The organism is Oligosphaera ethanolica, assembly GCF_030814695.1.
Taxonomy (GTDB): domain Bacteria; phylum Verrucomicrobiota; class Lentisphaeria; order Oligosphaerales; family Oligosphaeraceae; genus Oligosphaera; species Oligosphaera ethanolica.
In genome coordinates this window covers 2,891,631-2,908,918 of the sequence record NZ_JAUSVL010000001.1, presented here as the reverse complement: position 1 = coordinate 2,908,918, position 17,288 = coordinate 2,891,631, and the positions used below count along the sequence as shown (strand labels likewise).

At 60.6% G+C, this 17,288-nt stretch carries 15 protein-coding genes; 5 read left to right on the top strand and 10 right to left on the bottom strand.

Features of this window, described 5'->3' with window-relative positions:
* The first annotated feature begins 144 nt into the window (after nt 1-144).
* The 4 genes from J3R75_RS10070 (at nt 145) to J3R75_RS10055 (ending at nt 5,395) form a co-directional block, all read left to right on the top strand.
* Nucleotides 145-369: a hypothetical protein gene (locus J3R75_RS10070; protein WP_307261396.1), complete on the top strand. Its 225-nt coding sequence runs from the start codon at nt 145-147 to the stop codon at nt 367-369.
* Between the two features lie 372 nt (nt 370-741).
* Entirely contained in the window at nt 742-1,950 is a 1,209-nt protein-coding gene (locus J3R75_RS10065; protein WP_307261395.1) for a PSP1 domain-containing protein, read from the top strand.
* Between the two features lie 50 nt (nt 1,951-2,000).
* Nucleotides 2,001-4,061 (top strand): O-antigen ligase family protein, encoded by a 2,061-nt coding sequence (locus tag J3R75_RS10060; RefSeq protein ID WP_307261394.1) that lies wholly within the window; start codon nt 2,001-2,003, stop codon nt 4,059-4,061.
* A 221-nt stretch (nt 4,062-4,282) separates the two neighbouring features.
* On the top strand, nt 4,283-5,395 hold the full coding sequence (locus tag J3R75_RS10055; protein ID WP_307261393.1) for a PDDEXK nuclease domain-containing protein: 1,113 nt from the start codon (nt 4,283-4,285) through the stop codon (nt 5,393-5,395).
* 218 nt (nt 5,396-5,613) lie between these two features.
* Here the strand turns inward: J3R75_RS10055 and J3R75_RS10050 are convergent, their stop codons facing one another.
* From J3R75_RS10050 to J3R75_RS10035, 4 genes are read right to left on the bottom strand one after another with little or no spacing between them, the layout of a single operon-like run.
* Nucleotides 5,614-6,183 (bottom strand): flavoprotein, encoded by a 570-nt coding sequence (locus J3R75_RS10050; RefSeq protein WP_307261392.1) that lies wholly within the window; start codon nt 6,181-6,183, stop codon nt 5,614-5,616.
* Nucleotides 6,180-6,806, bottom strand: coding sequence for a guanylate kinase (gmk, locus tag J3R75_RS10045; protein WP_307261391.1), 627 nt, complete (start codon nt 6,804-6,806; stop codon nt 6,180-6,182). The genes J3R75_RS10050 and gmk overlap by 4 nt, the downstream gene beginning before the upstream one ends.
* A 46-nt stretch (nt 6,807-6,852) precedes the next feature.
* The gene (locus tag J3R75_RS10040) at nt 6,853-8,238 is read right to left on the bottom strand and encodes a sulfatase family protein (RefSeq protein WP_307261390.1); all 1,386 of its coding nucleotides are present in this window, start codon (nt 8,236-8,238) and stop codon (nt 6,853-6,855) included.
* A 39-nt stretch (nt 8,239-8,277) separates the two neighbouring features.
* Nucleotides 8,278-10,407 (bottom strand): alpha-galactosidase, encoded by a 2,130-nt coding sequence (locus J3R75_RS10035; protein ID WP_307261389.1) that lies wholly within the window; start codon nt 10,405-10,407, stop codon nt 8,278-8,280.
* A 1,019-nt stretch (nt 10,408-11,426) separates the two neighbouring features.
* On the opposite strand from J3R75_RS10035, the gene J3R75_RS10030 reads away from it, so the two are divergent.
* Nucleotides 11,427-12,140 carry a PTS sugar transporter subunit IIA gene (locus J3R75_RS10030; protein WP_307261388.1) on the top strand — a complete coding sequence of 238 codons (714 nt, stop codon included), beginning with the start codon at nt 11,427-11,429 and terminating at the stop codon, nt 12,138-12,140.
* Between the two features lie 172 nt (nt 12,141-12,312).
* Here J3R75_RS10030 and J3R75_RS10025 read toward each other — a convergent pair whose 3' ends face one another.
* The 6 genes from J3R75_RS10025 to J3R75_RS10000 all read right to left on the bottom strand — a co-directional run bounded on the left by J3R75_RS10025 (nt 12,313) and on the right by J3R75_RS10000 (nt 16,957).
* A complete protein-coding gene (locus J3R75_RS10025) occupies nt 12,313-12,831 on the bottom strand; it encodes an Asp23/Gls24 family envelope stress response protein (protein ID WP_307261387.1) in 519 nt (172 codons plus the stop codon).
* Nucleotides 12,832-12,881: 50 nt separating this feature from the next.
* Nucleotides 12,882-13,355, bottom strand: coding sequence for an Asp23/Gls24 family envelope stress response protein (locus tag J3R75_RS10020; RefSeq protein WP_307261386.1), 474 nt, complete (start codon nt 13,353-13,355; stop codon nt 12,882-12,884).
* Nucleotides 13,356-13,521: 166 nt separating this feature from the next.
* Nucleotides 13,522-14,886: an acetyl-CoA carboxylase biotin carboxylase subunit gene (gene accC / locus J3R75_RS10015; protein WP_307261385.1), complete on the bottom strand. Its 1,365-nt coding sequence runs from the start codon at nt 14,884-14,886 to the stop codon at nt 13,522-13,524.
* Between the two features lie 14 nt (nt 14,887-14,900).
* On the bottom strand, nt 14,901-15,368 hold the full coding sequence (gene accB, locus J3R75_RS10010) for an acetyl-CoA carboxylase biotin carboxyl carrier protein (protein WP_307261384.1): 468 nt from the start codon (nt 15,366-15,368) through the stop codon (nt 14,901-14,903).
* 15 nt (nt 15,369-15,383) lie between these two features.
* Entirely contained in the window at nt 15,384-15,842 is a 459-nt protein-coding gene (gene aroQ, locus J3R75_RS10005) for a type II 3-dehydroquinate dehydratase (protein WP_307261383.1), read from the bottom strand.
* 176 nt (nt 15,843-16,018) lie between these two features.
* Nucleotides 16,019-16,957, bottom strand: coding sequence for a rhomboid family intramembrane serine protease (locus J3R75_RS10000; protein ID WP_307265517.1), 939 nt, complete (start codon nt 16,955-16,957; stop codon nt 16,019-16,021).
* Between the last annotated feature and the right edge of the window lie 331 nt (nt 16,958-17,288).

The following is a 17,288-nucleotide window of genomic DNA, read 5'->3' as shown; positions in this document are numbered from 1 at the left end:
TTGCTTTGTCCGGTTCGGGCCGAAAACCACCATCATTCAACGTCCATGTTTCTGCGCCGTAGGCGCTTAACCATGCTTAACCCCAGGCTTTAGCCTGGGGACGCAGCCTGCCAACTGACAGTGCCTCGTAGAGGCACCACAGTTTTGGTTATCAATCGCTCCTATGAAACCGATGCTCTGCATTTAACGGTATCCATGGCACTTGTTGTTTCAACCAAGCAGCCTTTTCTCGTCGTGCATTTCCGCCGCGAAGCGGCAGAAGCGCTGAAAGCGCGGCCTAAGATAGCCCAGGGCGGCGCGCGCCTTCGGCGCCGCTTGCCCTGGGCTATCTTAGGGCGCACCTTCGGTGCTCAAAACCTCGGCGAATGATCTTGTGCATGGTTACCAATCGACTCATCGCCGGCGATTGCCGCATGCTATGTGAAGAGCATTGCTCCTATAAAATCCGCTGCCTGGTTAGCCACCCATGTGTAATGGCTGGGCGGCGACTGGCCGTGGGTTTCCTGCAAATTGTCCCCGGTGTTTTCCCCACCGGGGTGGTTACTAACCAATTACGTTGTCTGCGTTGTCTGCGGAATCAGCGGCTACGAATCGCCTGTCTTCGCGTTCTCAGCATATTGACCGATCGCCTCTTGGGCGTTATCTTTCTCATTTTACCAACCGGTCTCATTGAGGCCGCGGCATCTACTCCGATAACGTCGTGCTCAGCACGTACCTATTGATCACAAAGGCCGCTCCGTCATGAAGCAACTCTATAAAGTTAACGTCGCCACCGGTATCTGCTACGAATGCATCGGCGACACCGAAATTCCCTTCGCCATAGGCGATGAAGTCATTGTCCGCTGCGAACGCTACCTGGATTTCGGTACGATCTGCACCGTCAGCGGCGAGCCGATCGAGGACGAAGCCAGTTTTGAGAAAAAACGCGCCCAGCTCAACAAAGGCCGGCACATCGAGGGACAGAAAATTCCCCTGATTATCCGCAGGGCCACGGCGGAAGACAAAACCCAGGCTGTCGAAAACAACGCCAAAGCACTGGAAGCCCACAACAGCACCCAAGAACGCATTCGGGCCCACAAGCTGGACATGAAGCTCATTCATACCCATTACGCCTTCGACCGCAAGCTCCTCCTCTTCCAATTCTCCGCCGAGGGCCGGGTGGATTTTCGCGAGCTCCTGCGGGATCTCTCCGGCCTCTTCCGCATTCGCGTCGAACTCCGGCAGGTCGGCGTCCGCGATGAAGCGGCCATTCTGGGCGGCATCGGCACCTGCGGCAGGCCCTTCTGCTGCGCCAGTTTTCTCCCCAGCTTCAACAGCATCAATGTGAAAATGGCCAAGCAACAGGGCCTATCACTCAACCCGCAAAATATCTCCGGCGCCTGCGGCCGCCTCAAATGCTGCCTGCAGTACGAGGCCGAATGCTACCGCCAAGCCGCCGCCGAACTCAAAGCACAACAACAGGGTGCCGCCAGCACGACCCCCGACACCGACGGCGACCCGAGTGAATCAGACGGTGACAACGACAATAGCAGCCGCCAACCCACCGCCCAAAACAATAACCAGCGCCAACCCCAGGCAAACAGAAATAACCGCCGCAACGACGGCAATCGCAGCAACGACGGCAATCGCAGCAACGACGGCAATCGCAGCAACGACGGCAATCGCAGCAACGACGGCAATCGCAGCAACGACGGCAATCGCAGCAACGACAGCAATCGCAGCAACGACGGCAATCGCAGCAACGACGGCAATCGCAGCAACGACGGCAATCGCAGCAACCGCCCGCCAAACCAGCGGCGGCAACGCCCGAATCGGCCTCTGCCGCCCCGCAATCCCAACAAGATGCCCTTGCCACCAGTGACAGCCGAAGACGCTGGCGGGGCCCCGGCACCCAGGCAGCCTGCCCAGCCGGAACCACAGAACCCGACGCCGACCGACAACCAGTCCTGATTTCGTCGCGTCATCCCTGGCTCATGGCCACAGTCGAGTAAGGTCGCCACATGGAACAAAGCAGCAGTGCTGGCAATGGCAGCCGCAATCGCGATATCCTCAGAGCCTATCTGTGCGCCATGGTGCTGCTGCTGCCCATCAAATTCGGCAGTCTGGTGGCCGGCGGCGAGCAGGCGAACTACCCACTGAACATCTGGGAATGGCTGTTTTTTGTCTGCTATCCCAGCTTTCTTGCGCCGATACTCAGCGCTGTGGCGCTCCTGTGGGCGTTCTGCAGCCGGCCGGCGCCCGCGCGCAGGGCCGATGCCGTCCTGCCGGCCATCTGGCTCCTGCCACTCGCGGCGGGCCTGGTCGGCATGATTCGCTGCAGCGAATGGGATTACGCTCTGCAGTGGACCTGGCATTTTTGGGGCGTGTCCTCCCTGGTGAGTGCCATCTGGTGGGCGCGGGCCAGCGATGCGAAGCTCATGCCCGCCATTGGCAACACCCTCGCCAGCGCCGGCATTCTCTGTGCCATCCATGGCTGGCGTCAGCACTTCGGCGGCCTGGAAGCCGCCCGACTCTACGCCCAAGAACACGCCGTCGAACAGGGCATCGACCTCCAGGGCGTCCTCGCCGCCAAAATGGAACAAACGCGTATCTACGGCAGCTTCATCGACCCCAATGTCTATGCCTCGTACATGCTCATCACCGCGCCGATCGCGGTGATAGCACTCCTGCGCTGGGCAGGCCGCTTTGAACCGCGCTGGCTCAGTCGCGTCCTCTTCACCGGCGGTGGCGTACTCCTCTTCAGCTGCGCGCTCTACTGGTCGGGCAGCCGCGGCGCGGCAATCGGCGCCATCGTTGGCCTCGCCGTGATGACTTGGCTGCTGCCGGCCTTGCGGCGCTGGCGCTGGGCGATGGTCCTTGCCGGCGTCGCCGTCTTGGCGCTCTTCCTCGCCCTGCTCTTCTTCACCGACCACGGCCGCGGCGCCGCTTCGGCATCAACCCGCGTCGAGTACTACCGCGTCGCCCTGCAAATGTTCAAGCAGTTCCCCCTCACCGGCGCCGGCCTCGGCGAGTTCTTCCCCTGGTACATGCGCCTGAAGCCCATCGGCATGGAAGAAACCCGCGATCCTCACAACTTCTTTCTCTCCATGCTCAGCCAATGCGGCTTCGTCGGCGGCCTGGCCGCTCTCGCCTGCATCGGCCTGCCCTTCGCCCTCGCCATGGGCTGGCTCCGCCAACACTGGGAAAAAGCCCCGCAGGCGCAGTGCATCGCCGCCATCGCCGCCGCCGCCGCCTGGGGTACCCACGCGCTCTTCCAGTTCAATGACCTCGTGCCCGCATCGATCTTCTCTGCGGCCCTCCTCGGTCTGCTCGCATTGCCCCGACACGACGACGGCGCCGTGACCGCGACGGGCGCTGGCGCCACTACCGGCATTACGCCCGATACGTCCGCACTCCCGCCTTCTGACCGCCGTTGGCGCCTCGCCCTGCGCATCAGCGCCGCCACCGTCGCCGTCATCGCCGGCGCTGGCCCGGCCATGCGCATCTCCAGTGAAAAGCTGCTGCAACTGGCGCACAACGACATCGGCAAAGATCCCCGCCTGGCCGCCAAGCGCTTTCGCCTCGTCGCCGACAATCTCTCCCACGCCCCCGCGCCGGCACGCTACCTCATGGACATCGGCATGCAATACGGCATGCCCGACGTCGCCCTGTATGGCGCCGAGGAGCTGGTCCGCCGCGCGCCACACCGTTCGTCGTCCCACCAGCGCCTGGCAAAAGTCCTGCTATTGCTGAATCGCCTTGATGAGGCGGACGACGCCCTGGCACAGGCACTGCTCTGGTATCCCGGCGATCCCGAACTGCATATCCTCCGTGCCGCCCTGGCCGTCACGCGAAACTCACCGACCATGTCCCTGGCCGACCGCCTTGCCTTCCAGCAGGCGGTTATCCAGAGCCAGGGATGGATACGCGAAGAGCAGGACCACATCGCCGTCACGGTGCTGGTCAAAATGGAAATACCCGCCATGAGCAACGCAGCGCTCAGCGCCATGCTCAATCGCAGCGACCTCCGCTACAGCGACCAGCGCCCCATTCGCTTCGAGCCGCTGCAAAGCAGCAATTGAGCTTCTGACCGCTTTGGCAATGGTCGTTCCCAACTGGCAATTCGTATAGTGATAAGTACCTTCCCAAACGTGCGCTGTTATGTTCGGACAACCTTTCTTTGCTCAATTCGCTCGCGTTCCGCATCATTCGGCATTTATGTGCTTGCGCGCGCATTATGCTCGCGCGTGAGAAACATTATGCGGATGACCTCTCGACAATCAATTAGGGGGAATCTCGGAATATGAAAATCCGTGATGAGATGACCTTCCAGCAATTGGTCGAAGCGGTAACGCAAGTCCACCACGAGATGGCTTCGCAGGCGGGACGGGCCGTGAACCTGGCCCTGACGGCCCGCAACTGGCTGATCGGCATGCACATCGCCGAGTTCGAGTTACAGGGAAGCGATCGTGCCGACTACGGCGAGCGCATCTACACGGCCTTGGCCGAGAGTCTGACGCAACGCGGTGTCAGCAATTGCAACCGGCGCCAGCTCTACCGCTACACGCGCTTCTACCAGGCCTACCCTTGGATTGTGGGTGCACTGCCCGCACAATTCACCCGCTTGATTTCCACGTCGACGACGGATGGCCAGATTGTGGGTGCAGCGCCCCCACAATTGCATCTATCGCCGAAAAAGCTACTTGAGAGCCTTTCCTATACCCATATCGAGATGCTTGTGGATCTCGACGACGATCTGAAGCGGGCTTTCTATGAGATCGAGTGTGTCCGCGGCGGCTGGTCCACGCGTGAGCTCAAGCGCCAGATCGCCACGCTCTACTTCGAGCGCTCGGCCCTCTCCCGCGACAAGGCCAAGCTGGCCGAACTAGCCCAGGCCGCTGCGGAGAAGGCCGAACCGCGCCTGACCATTCGCGACCCATATGTCTTCGAGTTCCTCGGGCTCAAGCCGCAGGAGGTGTTGCGCGAGTCCGACCTTGAGGAAGCACTGCTCGACCGACTGCAGGCGTTCCTTCTCGAACTCGGGCACGGATTCTGTTTCGAAGCCCGCCAGAAACGCATCCTCATCGGCGACACCTACGGTTTCGTGGACCTAGTCTTCTACCACCGCATCCTCAAGTGCCACGTTCTGATCGAGCTGAAGGCGGACGCGTTCAGCCACGAACACCTCGGTCAGCTCAATACCTACGTGAGCTGGTACCGCGCCAACATGATGAGCCAAGGCGACAACCCGCCCGTCGGCCTCCTGCTCTGCACCGCCAAGGACCAAGTCCTCGTCGAGTACGCCCTCGCCGGGCTCGACAGCCGCCTCTTTGTCTCCAATTACCAGCTCACACTTCCCAGCCCCGAAGAACTCACCAGCTTCCTCAAACAACAACGCCAGGAGGTGGAGGGATGAGGGACAGCGCCACACACTGAGTTGCGGACATCGCAACCGTGCTCATGGGGCAGTCTCCGCCCCCGGCGGCATGAACGGAAAATGGGGAGGCCTGCCGTTCATACAAGGCAATGCGGAGTTCGGCGGCAGTCCCCCGAACCACGGCTCAGGTGCTCTACGCCAACGAGGTGCGCGGAATCCGATGATCTCCTGGCGAGTGACCGCGCTCCCGGCCCGCCTCAGCGCGCCACCATCGCCACCTGCACGGCAGCGAATATCTCCGGCACCTCGGCCATCCGGCCCGTGCCGCCTTCGCCGCAGGCCACCGGACCGCTCCCCGGCCCCACAAAGATCACGCCGCGCTCGCGCAGCACCCGGCAATTCGCCTGCACGGCCGCATGCGCCCACATCCGCGGATTCATCGCCGGCGCCACCAGCACTGCGCCCGTATGCGACAGATAGTAGGTCGACAGCGCGTCATCTGCGATGCCGTGGGCCATCTTCGCCAGGATGTTCGCCGTCGCCGGCGCAATCACCAGCACCCGCGCGCACAAGGCCAGCTCAATATGCCCAGGCCGCCAATCCGGCACCGCCCATAAATCAGACACCACTGGGTTCTGCGACAGGGTCATGAAAGTCTGCTCGCCAACCAGATGCAGCGCCGAAGCCGTCATCAGCACCCGCACGTCCACCCCGGCCTTCACCAGCCGGCTCGTTAAATCCGCCGCCTTGTAAGCCGCGATGGACCCCGTCACACCCAGCGCCAACACCGGCTTGCCCTGCGGTTCCAGCCATCTACCCTCGCTCATAGCCACGGCTCCTTATGCTGTGAGGCGGTCCGACAACGCGCCGCGCGGATAATCGCCAGCATGTCCGCCGCTGAACGCTCGACAATGTCACTGATCACAATGTAGTCGTACTCGCGCCAGGATGAAAGCTCTGCCCGCGCATTGCCCAGGCGCCGCTGGATGGTCTCTTCGCTCTCGGTGCCACGACCGCGCAGGCGCTGCTCAAGCACCGCCAGCGACGGCGGCGCCAAAAACACCGTCACGACACTGGGGGCAATGTCCGCCATGCCACGCAATATCCCGCTGGCCTGCCGCATTCCCTGCACGTCAATGTCCAGCAGCACGTCCACACCACCGCGAAGGTGCGGCAGCAGCTCCGACTGCAATGTCCCGTAGTAGTTGCCATGCACCTCGGCATGCTCAAGAAAATCGCCCGCCGCCAGATGCGCCAGGAAGGCCTCGCGCGTCAAAAAATGATAGTGGACGCCATCGACCTCGCCCGGCCGCGGCGACCGCGTCGTGCACGACACCGAAAAACGCAAACCCGGATACTGCTCAAATACACACCGGCACACCGTCGATTTGCCGACACCACTAGGGCCGGAAAAAATCAACGCCGTGCCGAGTTGCGCTGCTTCGCTCATCGCTGTCTTCTCCTCTGGCAAGCGCCGCTGCGGCTGCCGGCCGTGTTCACCATTTGCAATTATCCAGCAGCTGTCGCCGCACCCACTGGTTATTGAGTGGGTCACCGACGGCGACCATCCATTCATGCAGGCGCCGCCGCAGGCGCGCCAAGGTCTCGTGCTGTTCTGGTCGCCGCGCCAAGTTCTGCAACTCACCGGGATCACTAGGCAAGTGATAGAGCTCGTCTTCGGCCGTGCCATTCCAGACGTACTTCCATTCCCGGTCACGGACCATGCGCTGGCTGTACAGCCCGAACTGATTGCCGTGGTACATGCTCAGCACGTCCTCGCGACCATTGCCGCCCTGGCCCGACAACGCCGGCAGCAGGCTCTCGCCCTGGAATTCCGCCGGCACCGGCGCGCCGGCGATCTCGCACAGTGTCCGCGCCAGATCGAGCGTCTGCACCACGAAGTCGTCACAGCGGCGGCCAGCCGGCGTCACGCCCGGCCAGCGAACCAGCAAGGGCACCCGGACCACGTCTTCATACATCACATAATGCTTGTCGATCATGCCATGTGCGCCGCACATGTCGCCGTGATCGCAAGTATAAATCACCACCGTGTTGTCCGCCAGGCCATGAGCCGACAGGGCCGCGAGAACCCGACCGATCTCGTGATCCAGCAGGCTGAGCTCGCCCAGATAACGCCCTACCAGCGGCGCCCAGCGGTCCCAGCCCCAGCCGTCCAATCCCCACGACCGCAGCTGCTGCGCCTGAATATACGGCTTGCCGGCAAAGGTATCACCAAAACTCGGCCAGGGAGCAATTGTCGCCGGCGGATACATATCAGCGTAAGGCTGCGGCACCACGTTCGGCAAATGCGGCTCACTGGGGTCCCAGCGCAGCAAAAAAGGCTCCTCGCCAGCACCATAGCGCGCCAAACGCTCAATGACCCGGTCCGCACCCCAGTGCAGGCGACTCTGCTCTGGCGTGATGCCTTCATCATAACCGAAAAACGGCATCCCGCCCGGACGCGGTGGCAGGCCCTGCTCGCGCCGCCAAACGCCGTAGGCCGACTCCGGCACGACGTCCGCAAAACCATAGTCCTCCGGCGTCCGCGCGTTCTTGCCCAGCCATTTGCCGAGGAAACTCAGGCGGTAGCCCGCCGCGCACAGCTGCTCCGGAAAAGACGGCAGTGGCAACGCCGGTCGACAGGCCTCCGTGTCGCCATTGGCGATGCTCAGATGCCGACAGGGCCACACGCCGTGCAGCAGGCTGTTCCGCGCCGGCCCACAAATCGGCGACGACGTGAACGCATGCGTGAACATCACCCCCGACGCCGCCAGCCCATCCAAGTGCGGCGTCTGCAAAAAAGGATGACCGCTGGCGCCAAGGCAGTCCCAGCGGTGCTGATCGGCCACAATCATCAAGACATTCGGACGTTCCTGCTTCATATAACCGCCAGCACCCTTTCGCGCTTCGCCGCGCCGCGACTACCAGTTGCAGTGAACCCGGAAGGGCGCGTCGCAACTCTGCGGCGTGCGGAAGACCACGCTCAGCACGCCATCACTGTCAACATGCTGCGAGGTCGTGACGCCGTCCTCAGCCGTGACGTCCGTGACGCTGTACGGCTCGGGAATGAGAAAACGTAACGTGGTCGGATAACCGCCAACCAGACGCACCACGCCCTTGAGCTCGCCTTCTTCGCTGTCCCAGTGCAAATCCAGCACATCCACCGCCCCTTGCGTGATGTGGCGGTTCGACGACAGGAACTGCGGGCGGTTCTTCTCTTCATGAATCGCCAACAGCCGCACTCCGTGCGCCGGTACCATCAGGCTGCATTCATTCTCGTAGATGTCGCAAAAACTCTGTGTCCAGAATTCATACACCGCGTAGGACTTCTCCGCAGACAGCCCCAGCTCCGCGAAATTGCAGCAGATCTCAGCCTCGTCGTCAGACCAGTTGAAGAGCGCCACCACGTCCCACTGCCCATAAGGACGATTCACTTTCAGATCCCAAACCGGCAGCAAATCAAAGATCGGATAGAGGTCCAGGGGCATGACGTCACACACCGGCAAGGCCTGCTGCAACATCCGCATCCGCTCCGGCGTCAACGTCGCCAGCTTGTCGCCCGCGAACATCATCTGGCCGGGCAGCGCCACAATCGTCGCGGTTACCTGCGCTTCATGCAAAGTGCGGTAGTCGCCAACCAGCAGAGTGTCGGGATCCATGAAAAACACAATGCCGTGCGTAAACAACTGATTCATCGTTGCCGACGCCTGGCTCAGGATGTTCTGCCAGTTCGACGCCTTGTTCGGATGAACGATGTCGCCACCAATGCGCGACGCATCCGCATACGCCGCCTCCGGACCCGTGGAATGGCCCTGGCAGGCCAAGAAAACCCGGTCCGGCCCGATGCCGTCCCGGAACGCCTGCGCACAACGCTCGAAGGGATTCGGACACGCCGGGTCCTTGAAGGCCTTGCGAACGTCGTCATGCTCGAACATATGTGCGCAATAGCCGCGCCCACGGCCGGACATGCCGTCAATCTTGAAGAATTCATAGCCCCACTCTTCAGCCATGATCCGGTGTATCTCGCGCAGGTATTCAATCACCTCGGGTTGCGTCGGATCCAGCGTGTACTTGCCATTCCAGCACGGAATCGGCTCGCCCGCCTCATTGTGCAGGAACCAGCTCTGGTGTTCCTCGTAAAAAGCCTTGCTGCCCGTCGCAAACGGCGCCGTCCAAATACCAGGACGGAAGCCCAGTTCGCGAATGTCAGCCGCCAAACGCTTCATGCCCTCCGGGAACTGCGTCGCGTGCGCCTTCAGACTGAGATTGTCAAAACTCGCCACCGGCAGCTTGTCCGAATCGGCCTGCCAGGACTCAATCGACCAGAACTCCAGACCAAAGGGCTTGAGCTTCTCGGCACCAACGCGCGCTTCTTCCAAATTCTCCTTGGCGCCAGCCTGGTCAAAATACACGTTCCAAGACATCCATCCCGTCGGCGGCGACGGGCAACGCTTGCGGTCAATCGGCGCAAAATAAGGCACGTAGCGCCGGCGATAGTAGTCATTTTCAGCCGCAAACTCAATGGCCGCCAGCCCGGCCTGCTCAATGCGCAGGCTGAAATCAACGGCGCAGACGCCGTCGCCCCGCCGCGCCAGCGCCAGCGGCCCCGCCGTCAGCAGGCGCAGGCAACGATCTGTGGCCGGGGCATACAACGAGTCGTTCAACGGGCTGTCCACCGGCCCCGTGGACAGCTGCACCATCTTGATCTCCGCCGGCACCCGCGTCCGACAGGGATACGCCCCCGCCAGGCTCGCCTCGCCCATGAAATGCAGACTGCCCGCAAAAGATTGCGCCGTACGATGCAAAACCCGCATCTCCAAATGCGAACCTTCGCCCACAAACACGATGTAGCCCTGGACATTCTTGTTGCCGTCCACGATCGCCAGCCGATCGGCGACGCCATCGCGGGAGTCCTGTACCGGCCAGTCCGCGCCGGACACCGTCATCGCCAGGCAGCCCGAAATGCTCGCGCCACTCGCCGCATGCTGCATACTGAGGCGGCTGGTCTGTGCATTGTACTCAATCTGCCAATTACCCGACTGTGCTATCATGTTCGACCTTCTGTTACAAAACTCATCCTGCCTCATCAACAACCGTTTTGCGACGTCCACCCGCTCAGGCAGGCCGCACGGCCAAAAAAGCGCATTAGTATATTCTTTTATACACCCTTTGCAAAATACTGCCAAAACCACCACCAAGGCCGGCGGTAATCGGCCAGTGTACACCCCGGCGCTTCGCTGGGACAATTTGCAGGAAACCCACGGCCCGCCGCCGCCCAGCCATTCGACCTTGATTTCCGCCGACCTTTGCGGCAGCGTGTTTCATAGGAGTGATGGATATTGGCCGGGACCACGAGGACGCCAGAGACCGTGGGGACGCTTGGGACCATGGGGACGCTTGGGACCATGGGGACGCTTGGGACCATGGGGACGATTGGGACCATGGGGACGCCTTGGGACCATGGGGACGCCTTGGCGGCGGCGCGCACTGCGGCGAGGACTCACGGACTCATGAGGCATGGCCCCATGGATTGGACGCCGGGGACTTTCTGGACCGTGGGGACGCCTTGGCGGCGGCGCGCACTGCGGCGAGGACTCACGGACTCATGAGGCATGGCCCCATGGATTGGACGCCGGGGACTTTCTGGACCGTGGGGAATGACGCATTGGACGCCGGGGACTGCTTGGCGGACTACAGGGACTCCTGGGAGCGCCGCAGTCCCGGCGGCATTCAGCCCGGATCGAACAAATCACGTCGTCTGAACGGCCAAGTTCGGCCCGGAGGGCCGCACCATGCATAACTCCGGGTGAGGCGCCCGGAGGGCGCCGCAACCGGGGTAGGACAGCAATCTAGAATTGCGCCCGGAGGGCGCCACATTGGCCAGGTACGTCGCGTCCCACCGCGCCAGAAAGAGGAATTACTGGCATACAGTATCAATGACTAACCGATTTCCATTCATCCACAAAAAAAACGGCTTTTTATTTGACACGGGGGAAATTGCTATTATTATCATGAATATGACATTTTCTGTAACCGTTGTCACCATTTGTCACATGAAAGGACATATATCATGATTCTGACACTGAAAGAGTTGGCCGAGTATCTGCGGGTCAATGAACGCACGATTTTACGCATGCTCAAAACAGGCCAGATCCAAGGCGCAAAAATTGGCGGCCAATGGCGCTTCAATGGTGGACAGATCGACAAGGTCTTCTTCCCCAACTCCCCCCTCGGCGAGGAAGACGTCCCCCTCAACGCCCTCACCCAATCGCAAATTGACATCCCCGTCAGCCGTATGCTCAACGAAGATCGGGTCAATCTCGACCTGCAAGGCAACAGCGTTGACGACGTTATCAATGAGCTGGTCATGCCAAAAGTTTTCAGCACCCTCGTCCTTGATATCAACGACCTCAAGGAGAAGTGCCTCGCCCGCGAGACCCTCCTCAGCACCGGCGTCGGCAACGGCATCGCCGTCCCCCACCCGCGTGACCCCATCCCCACCCTGCGCGCCCCCGGCTGCGTCATCGTCGGCCGCTCCAGCAAAGGCGTCGACTTCAAGGCCGCCGATGGCAAACCCGTCAAACTCTTCTTCCTCGTCTGCAGCCAAAACATCGAGCTGCATCTGCATATGATGGGCTGCATGGCTCGTATGCTTGGCAACCACGACTTTATTCAGGAATGCCTCAAGGCGAAAGAAAAAACCGACGTCGTCAAAGCCGTCATGGAATTCGAACGGGCTGACTTCCTCAACAAAAAACACGCCGAAGAAGACTTCGAAGCCTGAGAAGCCAGCGAGCAACAACAGCTGAGCATAAAACCGATATGATAAGAGCCGGCCCGGTACAGCAACCGGGCCGGCTCTTGTGTTCGCAATGGGTAATTCCTGGACTGCTATTCCCGTGGCTGCGCTTAGTCAGCCCAACGCGCCGCCCGTGCAGTGACCAATGACCGCGTCGTCAGGCGTCGATCAGACTGTCATCATCACGCCGGGAATCCGTACCCTTAACGCCGCGATTATGCTTCGCTATCCGGTCGACCCGGGCATCGTAACCATCGACTTCAATGTTGATCTGCTTGACTTGGTCAACTATGCCCAGGCGCTTCTCAATCTCCTTGAACAGCCGTTCGCGAAACTGCTGCCGAATCTCCGCCAACTCGGCACCGGGGACGACGTTGAACACGATCTCCAACGCCATGCCTTCGCGCAGCGTCTTGATCTTGGTCAGACGCAAATCCAGCTCGGGATAATCCGCCGCGACCCACTGCACAAAAGACTTCACCGCTTGCGCGGTAATCACAAAACTGCCGCCCTCCGTATCCGCCACCCGCACCGACTGGCAGCCACTACGACGACAGAACATCAACTTCGCCAGGCACCACAACAAAAAGGCAAGGATAAACCCGACTGCCGCGCCGTACCAGAAGCCTTCGCTGCTCGCAGCCGTACACAACCCGTCGAACCAATAGCCGTCCATATAGACCTCCGGGGCGCCAACGGCGCCAATCAGTACATACCAAGCTTCGCTTAGGACTGCAGAGCGCTGAACGTCTTGGCGCTAGCCGCCTCGGAAACCGCTTCGCCGTCCTCGACTTCTTCCAAATCCACAATGTTCACATTGACACTGCTAACAGTGCAACTCGTCAACTCCTCAATCTTCTCGGCAACGATCTTCTGCACTGCCGAGGCCACATCCGGCACGGAAACGCCAAAACGCAGAATCAACGACAGGGTAATGGTCGTCCCGCCATCATTCTCACCAGTCGGCTCAATCAGAATGTTCCGCTCGTAGTTCCGCTTGCTCAGTATGTCAGCCAGGCTGTCCATAATGCCCTGACTCGGAAAACGCACCACTCCGTCGATACTCAATGCGTAGCGACGGACAATCGCTCCCAGAACGTTGTTCGTGATGTGAATATGCCCGCCCTGACTCTGATCGTTCGGGCTGATGTCGATAACTTGCAGGCTGCTGTGCTCGGGCTTGGTTTTTTCTGGACTCATGGCCTTTCTCCTTCTGATGATGGCCGCCGGCCCGCTCCGAACCCTCCCTCAACTGCGGTCCGAAACGTCACGGCGACTAGTGCATTGTCGTTTATTTCAGGCTGACACCACTCTTTACATGTAACCCGTCCATCGCCATTGTCAACAGCCGGCACGCCCATTCGCCCTAGAGAGGCAGGGATTCACCGCCCTGGGCGATGTAGTTTTCCACAAACTTCGTCGCATAACGGCCATCGCGGAATGCCTCCGTGGCCAACAGCTCGTCGGCGAAAGCCGCCGTCGTCGGTACCCCAACCACCATCAACTCCTGCAAGGCCCGCCGGCAACGGGTGATCGCCTGCTGGCGGTCCGGCGCCCACACAATCAACTTGCCGAGCAAACTGTCGTAGTGCGACGGCACCCGATAGCCCGAATACAGATGACTGTCCAAACGAACCCCAGGACCACCAGGGGCCAGAAAGAACTCAACCTTCCCCGGGCAGGGCGCAAAATTCCGTTTCGCATCCTCGGCGTTGATCCGCACTTCAATGGCATGCCCACGCATCGTCACGTCCTCCTGGGTGAAACTCAACCGCTCACCAAGCCCGACGCGTATCTGCTCCTGAACCAAATCTATGCCTGTGACCAACTCGGTCACCGGATGTTCCACCTGAATGCGGGTGTTCATCTCCATGAAATAAAAACTGCCGTCCTCATCCAGCAGAAATTCAATCGTCCCAACACTCGAATACTGCACGGACCGCGCTGCCGCAACTGCCGCCGCGCCCATCGCTCGACGGGTTTCATCATCCAGCACCGGACAGGGCGACTCTTCTATCAGCTTCTGATGCCGACGCTGCAAACTGCAGTCGCGCTCACCCAGCTGCACGACATTCCCGTGCCGGTCCGCGATGATCTGCACTTCCACGTGCCGCGGATTCGCCAAGTACTTCTCCAAATACAATTCACCCGACGAAAAGGCCTGCTCCGCTTCATGCTGCGCCGCGTAGAAATTGTTGATCATGTCCGACTCTTTCAGCACGAGCCGCATGCCCTTGCCACCGCCGCCGGCCGATGCCTTCAACAGCACCGGGTAGCCCACTTCGGACGCCCAGCGGATCGCCTCGCTGATCTCGCGCACCGGACCGTCACTGCCAGGCGTCACCGGCACTCCCGCCGCTTTCATCCGCTCACGCGCCGCCGTCTTGTTGCCCATCGCCCGAATCGCCGCCGGTGATGGACCAATGAAGGTCAAATTGCACTTCTCGCAAATCTCGGCAAAATGCGCGTTCTCGGACATGAAACCATATCCAGGATGTATCGCCGTCGCTCCAACCAACTCGGCAGCAGCGATGATCCGGTCGATCTTCAAATAACTCTCCACCGCCGGCGCCGGACCAATGCACACCGCCTCGTCGGCCAGCTGCACCGCCAACGAATCGCGGTCGGCTTCGGAATACACTACCACACTCGCTATCCCCAGTTCGCGGCAGGCGCGAACTACCCGTAAGGCAATCTCCCCCCGATTTGCTATCAATATCTTTGGGGCCATGTGCCTCACTCCTGTCAGCCAACACTAATTTCAAACAGCGGCTGGCCATACTCAACCGCCGCGCCATTGCTCACCAGCACTTTCGTGATCGTGCCGCTCTTCTCCGCCTTGATTTCATTCATGACTTTCATGGCCTCGACAATGCACACCACGGTATCAGGGCCAACCACGCTGCCCACGCTCACAAAATGCGCGGCTTCCGGCGTCGGCGCCGAATAAAACGTACCCACCAGCGGCGAACTGATCACCACCGGCTTGGCCGCCGCCGCATCCGCCGCCGCCGTCTCAGCAGCGGCCGCACTGGCCTTCGCTGCCGCGCTTTCCTTGCTGGCGTGCGCCGCAGCAGCCTCTGCCGTCACCGCCATCGCCGACGCGCACTGCCGAGCCAGACGCAGCTTCACTTGGCCGTCATCGACTTCAAGCTCGCTCAGCTGGTGCTGGGTCATGACTTCGGCCAAACGCGATATCGTTTTAACATCCATGTTCTTCTTTTCTCCTTACTTCGTTACGTGGGTGTCCAGCCAACGGACCAATGCCCGCAGCCCCCACTCATAGGTGTCGGTGCCAAATCCACACATCTGACCGACGCAGACTGCCGACAAATACGAGACATGCCGAAAAGATTCCCGCGCAAAAACATTGCTGATGTGGACCTCGCATGCCGGCACCTTCACTCCCGCTATGGCATCACGTAGCGCTATGCTGCTGTGGGTATAGGCGCCCGCGTTGATCACCAGGCCGTCAAAATGCCCCGGCACCCCCCCAATCCAGTCCAGCAACATGCCCTCGTGGTTGCTTTGGCGACACGTCAACTCAAGACCCATCTCGACCGCCACTGCCGCCAGACGTGCCTCGACATCGGCCAAACCCGCACTGCCATACACACCAGGCTCGCGCCGGCCCAGCAATTGCAGATTTGGACCATTCAAGACTAATATGCGCCAGGCTGTCTTCATGTCATCAAGGCCTTTTGCTTGCTTTCGTATCGTCTTCGCGCCATTGCCGACGCCACGTGCAGCCACGCTGCGCAGTCAATGTAACGCTACACTAATATAACCTATCAAAATCGCGACGGCTCCAGAGACTTTCCGGACCCTGGCCGAACCGCTCGCGACCGGGCACCCGCCAAGCCCTAGCGACTACGACGGTTTTTCAGCTGTTCGCTAGCAGCACGCAGGATTTCTTGCTCCTCGTCATTCAAGGCGCCATAGCCTTCCCGCGACAGCTTATCCAGTACGCGATCAACCGCAGCCGCGCTATAGGGAACGCTGCTATCGCCGACACCACTGGCACCGCCGGGAATCACCTTGAAGCCCCTGGCGCGCCAGCGCCGGCGCAGCCTACCCAGCCATGCCGTCAGCGACGGCCACAGCCCCCTGCTACCACCCTGACTCAGGCGACGCATGTAAAGAAAGCCGCCCAAAGCACCGCCAAGATGGGCCAGATGCGCAACGGAACTGCTCTGATCGAAAGACTGCCAGACCTCAATCACCGCATAGCAGATCACCATGGTCCGCAGCTTCATCACCACCGGCGGAAACAAGAGCGCCATCTGCACATTGGGAAAAGTCATCGCCGCCGCCACCATCACCCCAAACACCGCCCCACTGGCGCCGACCACACCGCCGGTGACGGAATACACCGTCAAATCAGCCTCACGGAGAATCGCCCCCAGCTCGTTGGCGGTCACCGGCCCCAGCATGCGGGTGATGTAGCCATTGTTCAACAGGCATTTGGCGTAAAATTCGCCGGACCAGTTCGCGGCCATCCACGCCAGCCCCCCAAGCAACCCGCTGCATAAATACAGATTCAAAAACCGCCGCGGCCCCAGCGCCCGCTCCACCAACTGACCAAATAAATACAGCCCCCACATGTTGAACAGGATGTGAAATAGCCCGCCGTGCGCAAACATGTAAGAGCCCAGACGCCATATCTCGCCATGGCGAATGTACCACGGATGCAAGACCAGCAAGTCCTGAAAACGCGACCCAAAGTCGCCAAACTGACAAACCACAAAAACAATCACATTCAGCCACAATAGCGGCTTCAATATGGACCCTTCATCTGACATATAACGCGGCCCGCCCGGCCGCATGTAATCCCGATCCGATAACATGTCTTCTCCTATTAGTCGCCACAAGCACAAAATAACCCGCAACGCCACCGCAGGTAAGTTGATAATATAAACCCACTAACCGGTTTCACCGAAAACCACCCGTTTCCACCTTCGCCCCCGAGCCAAAGACACAGCCACCCACACAAATCGCAAGCGCGGTTGGGCAAACGGCATTGCTATGGACACTATGGACTTGATGGACTCAATGGACACGATCTCCAAGGGGGGCCACCGTCCACACCGTCCACACCGTCCACACCGTCCACACCGTCCACACCGTCCACAC

Coding starts and splice junctions, on each gene's coding strand:
- J3R75_RS10065 (WP_307261395.1), top strand. CDS start 742: ATGAAGCAACTCTATAAAGTTAACGTCGCCACCGGTATCTGCTACGAA.
- J3R75_RS10060 (WP_307261394.1), top strand. CDS start 2,001: ATGGAACAAAGCAGCAGTGCTGGCAATGGCAGCCGCAATCGCGATATC.
- J3R75_RS10055 (WP_307261393.1), top strand. CDS start 4,283: ATGAAAATCCGTGATGAGATGACCTTCCAGCAATTGGTCGAAGCGGTA.
- J3R75_RS10050 (WP_307261392.1), bottom strand. CDS start 6,183: ATGAGCGAGGGTAGATGGCTGGAACCGCAGGGCAAGCCGGTGTTGGCG.
- gmk (WP_307261391.1), bottom strand. CDS start 6,806: ATGAGCGAAGCAGCGCAACTCGGCACGGCGTTGATTTTTTCCGGCCCT.
- J3R75_RS10040 (WP_307261390.1), bottom strand. CDS start 8,238: ATGAAGCAGGAACGTCCGAATGTCTTGATGATTGTGGCCGATCAGCAC.
- J3R75_RS10035 (WP_307261389.1), bottom strand. CDS start 10,407: ATGATAGCACAGTCGGGTAATTGGCAGATTGAGTACAATGCACAGACC.
- J3R75_RS10030 (WP_307261388.1), top strand. CDS start 11,427: ATGATTCTGACACTGAAAGAGTTGGCCGAGTATCTGCGGGTCAATGAA.
- J3R75_RS10025 (WP_307261387.1), bottom strand. CDS start 12,831: ATGGACGGCTATTGGTTCGACGGGTTGTGTACGGCTGCGAGCAGCGAA.
- J3R75_RS10020 (WP_307261386.1), bottom strand. CDS start 13,355: ATGAGTCCAGAAAAAACCAAGCCCGAGCACAGCAGCCTGCAAGTTATC.
- accC (WP_307261385.1), bottom strand. CDS start 14,886: ATGGCCCCAAAGATATTGATAGCAAATCGGGGGGAGATTGCCTTACGG.
- accB (WP_307261384.1), bottom strand. CDS start 15,368: ATGGATGTTAAAACGATATCGCGTTTGGCCGAAGTCATGACCCAGCAC.
- aroQ (WP_307261383.1), bottom strand. CDS start 15,842: ATGAAGACAGCCTGGCGCATATTAGTCTTGAATGGTCCAAATCTGCAA.
- J3R75_RS10000 (WP_307265517.1), bottom strand. CDS start 16,957: ATGTCAGATGAAGGGTCCATATTGAAGCCGCTATTGTGGCTGAATGTG.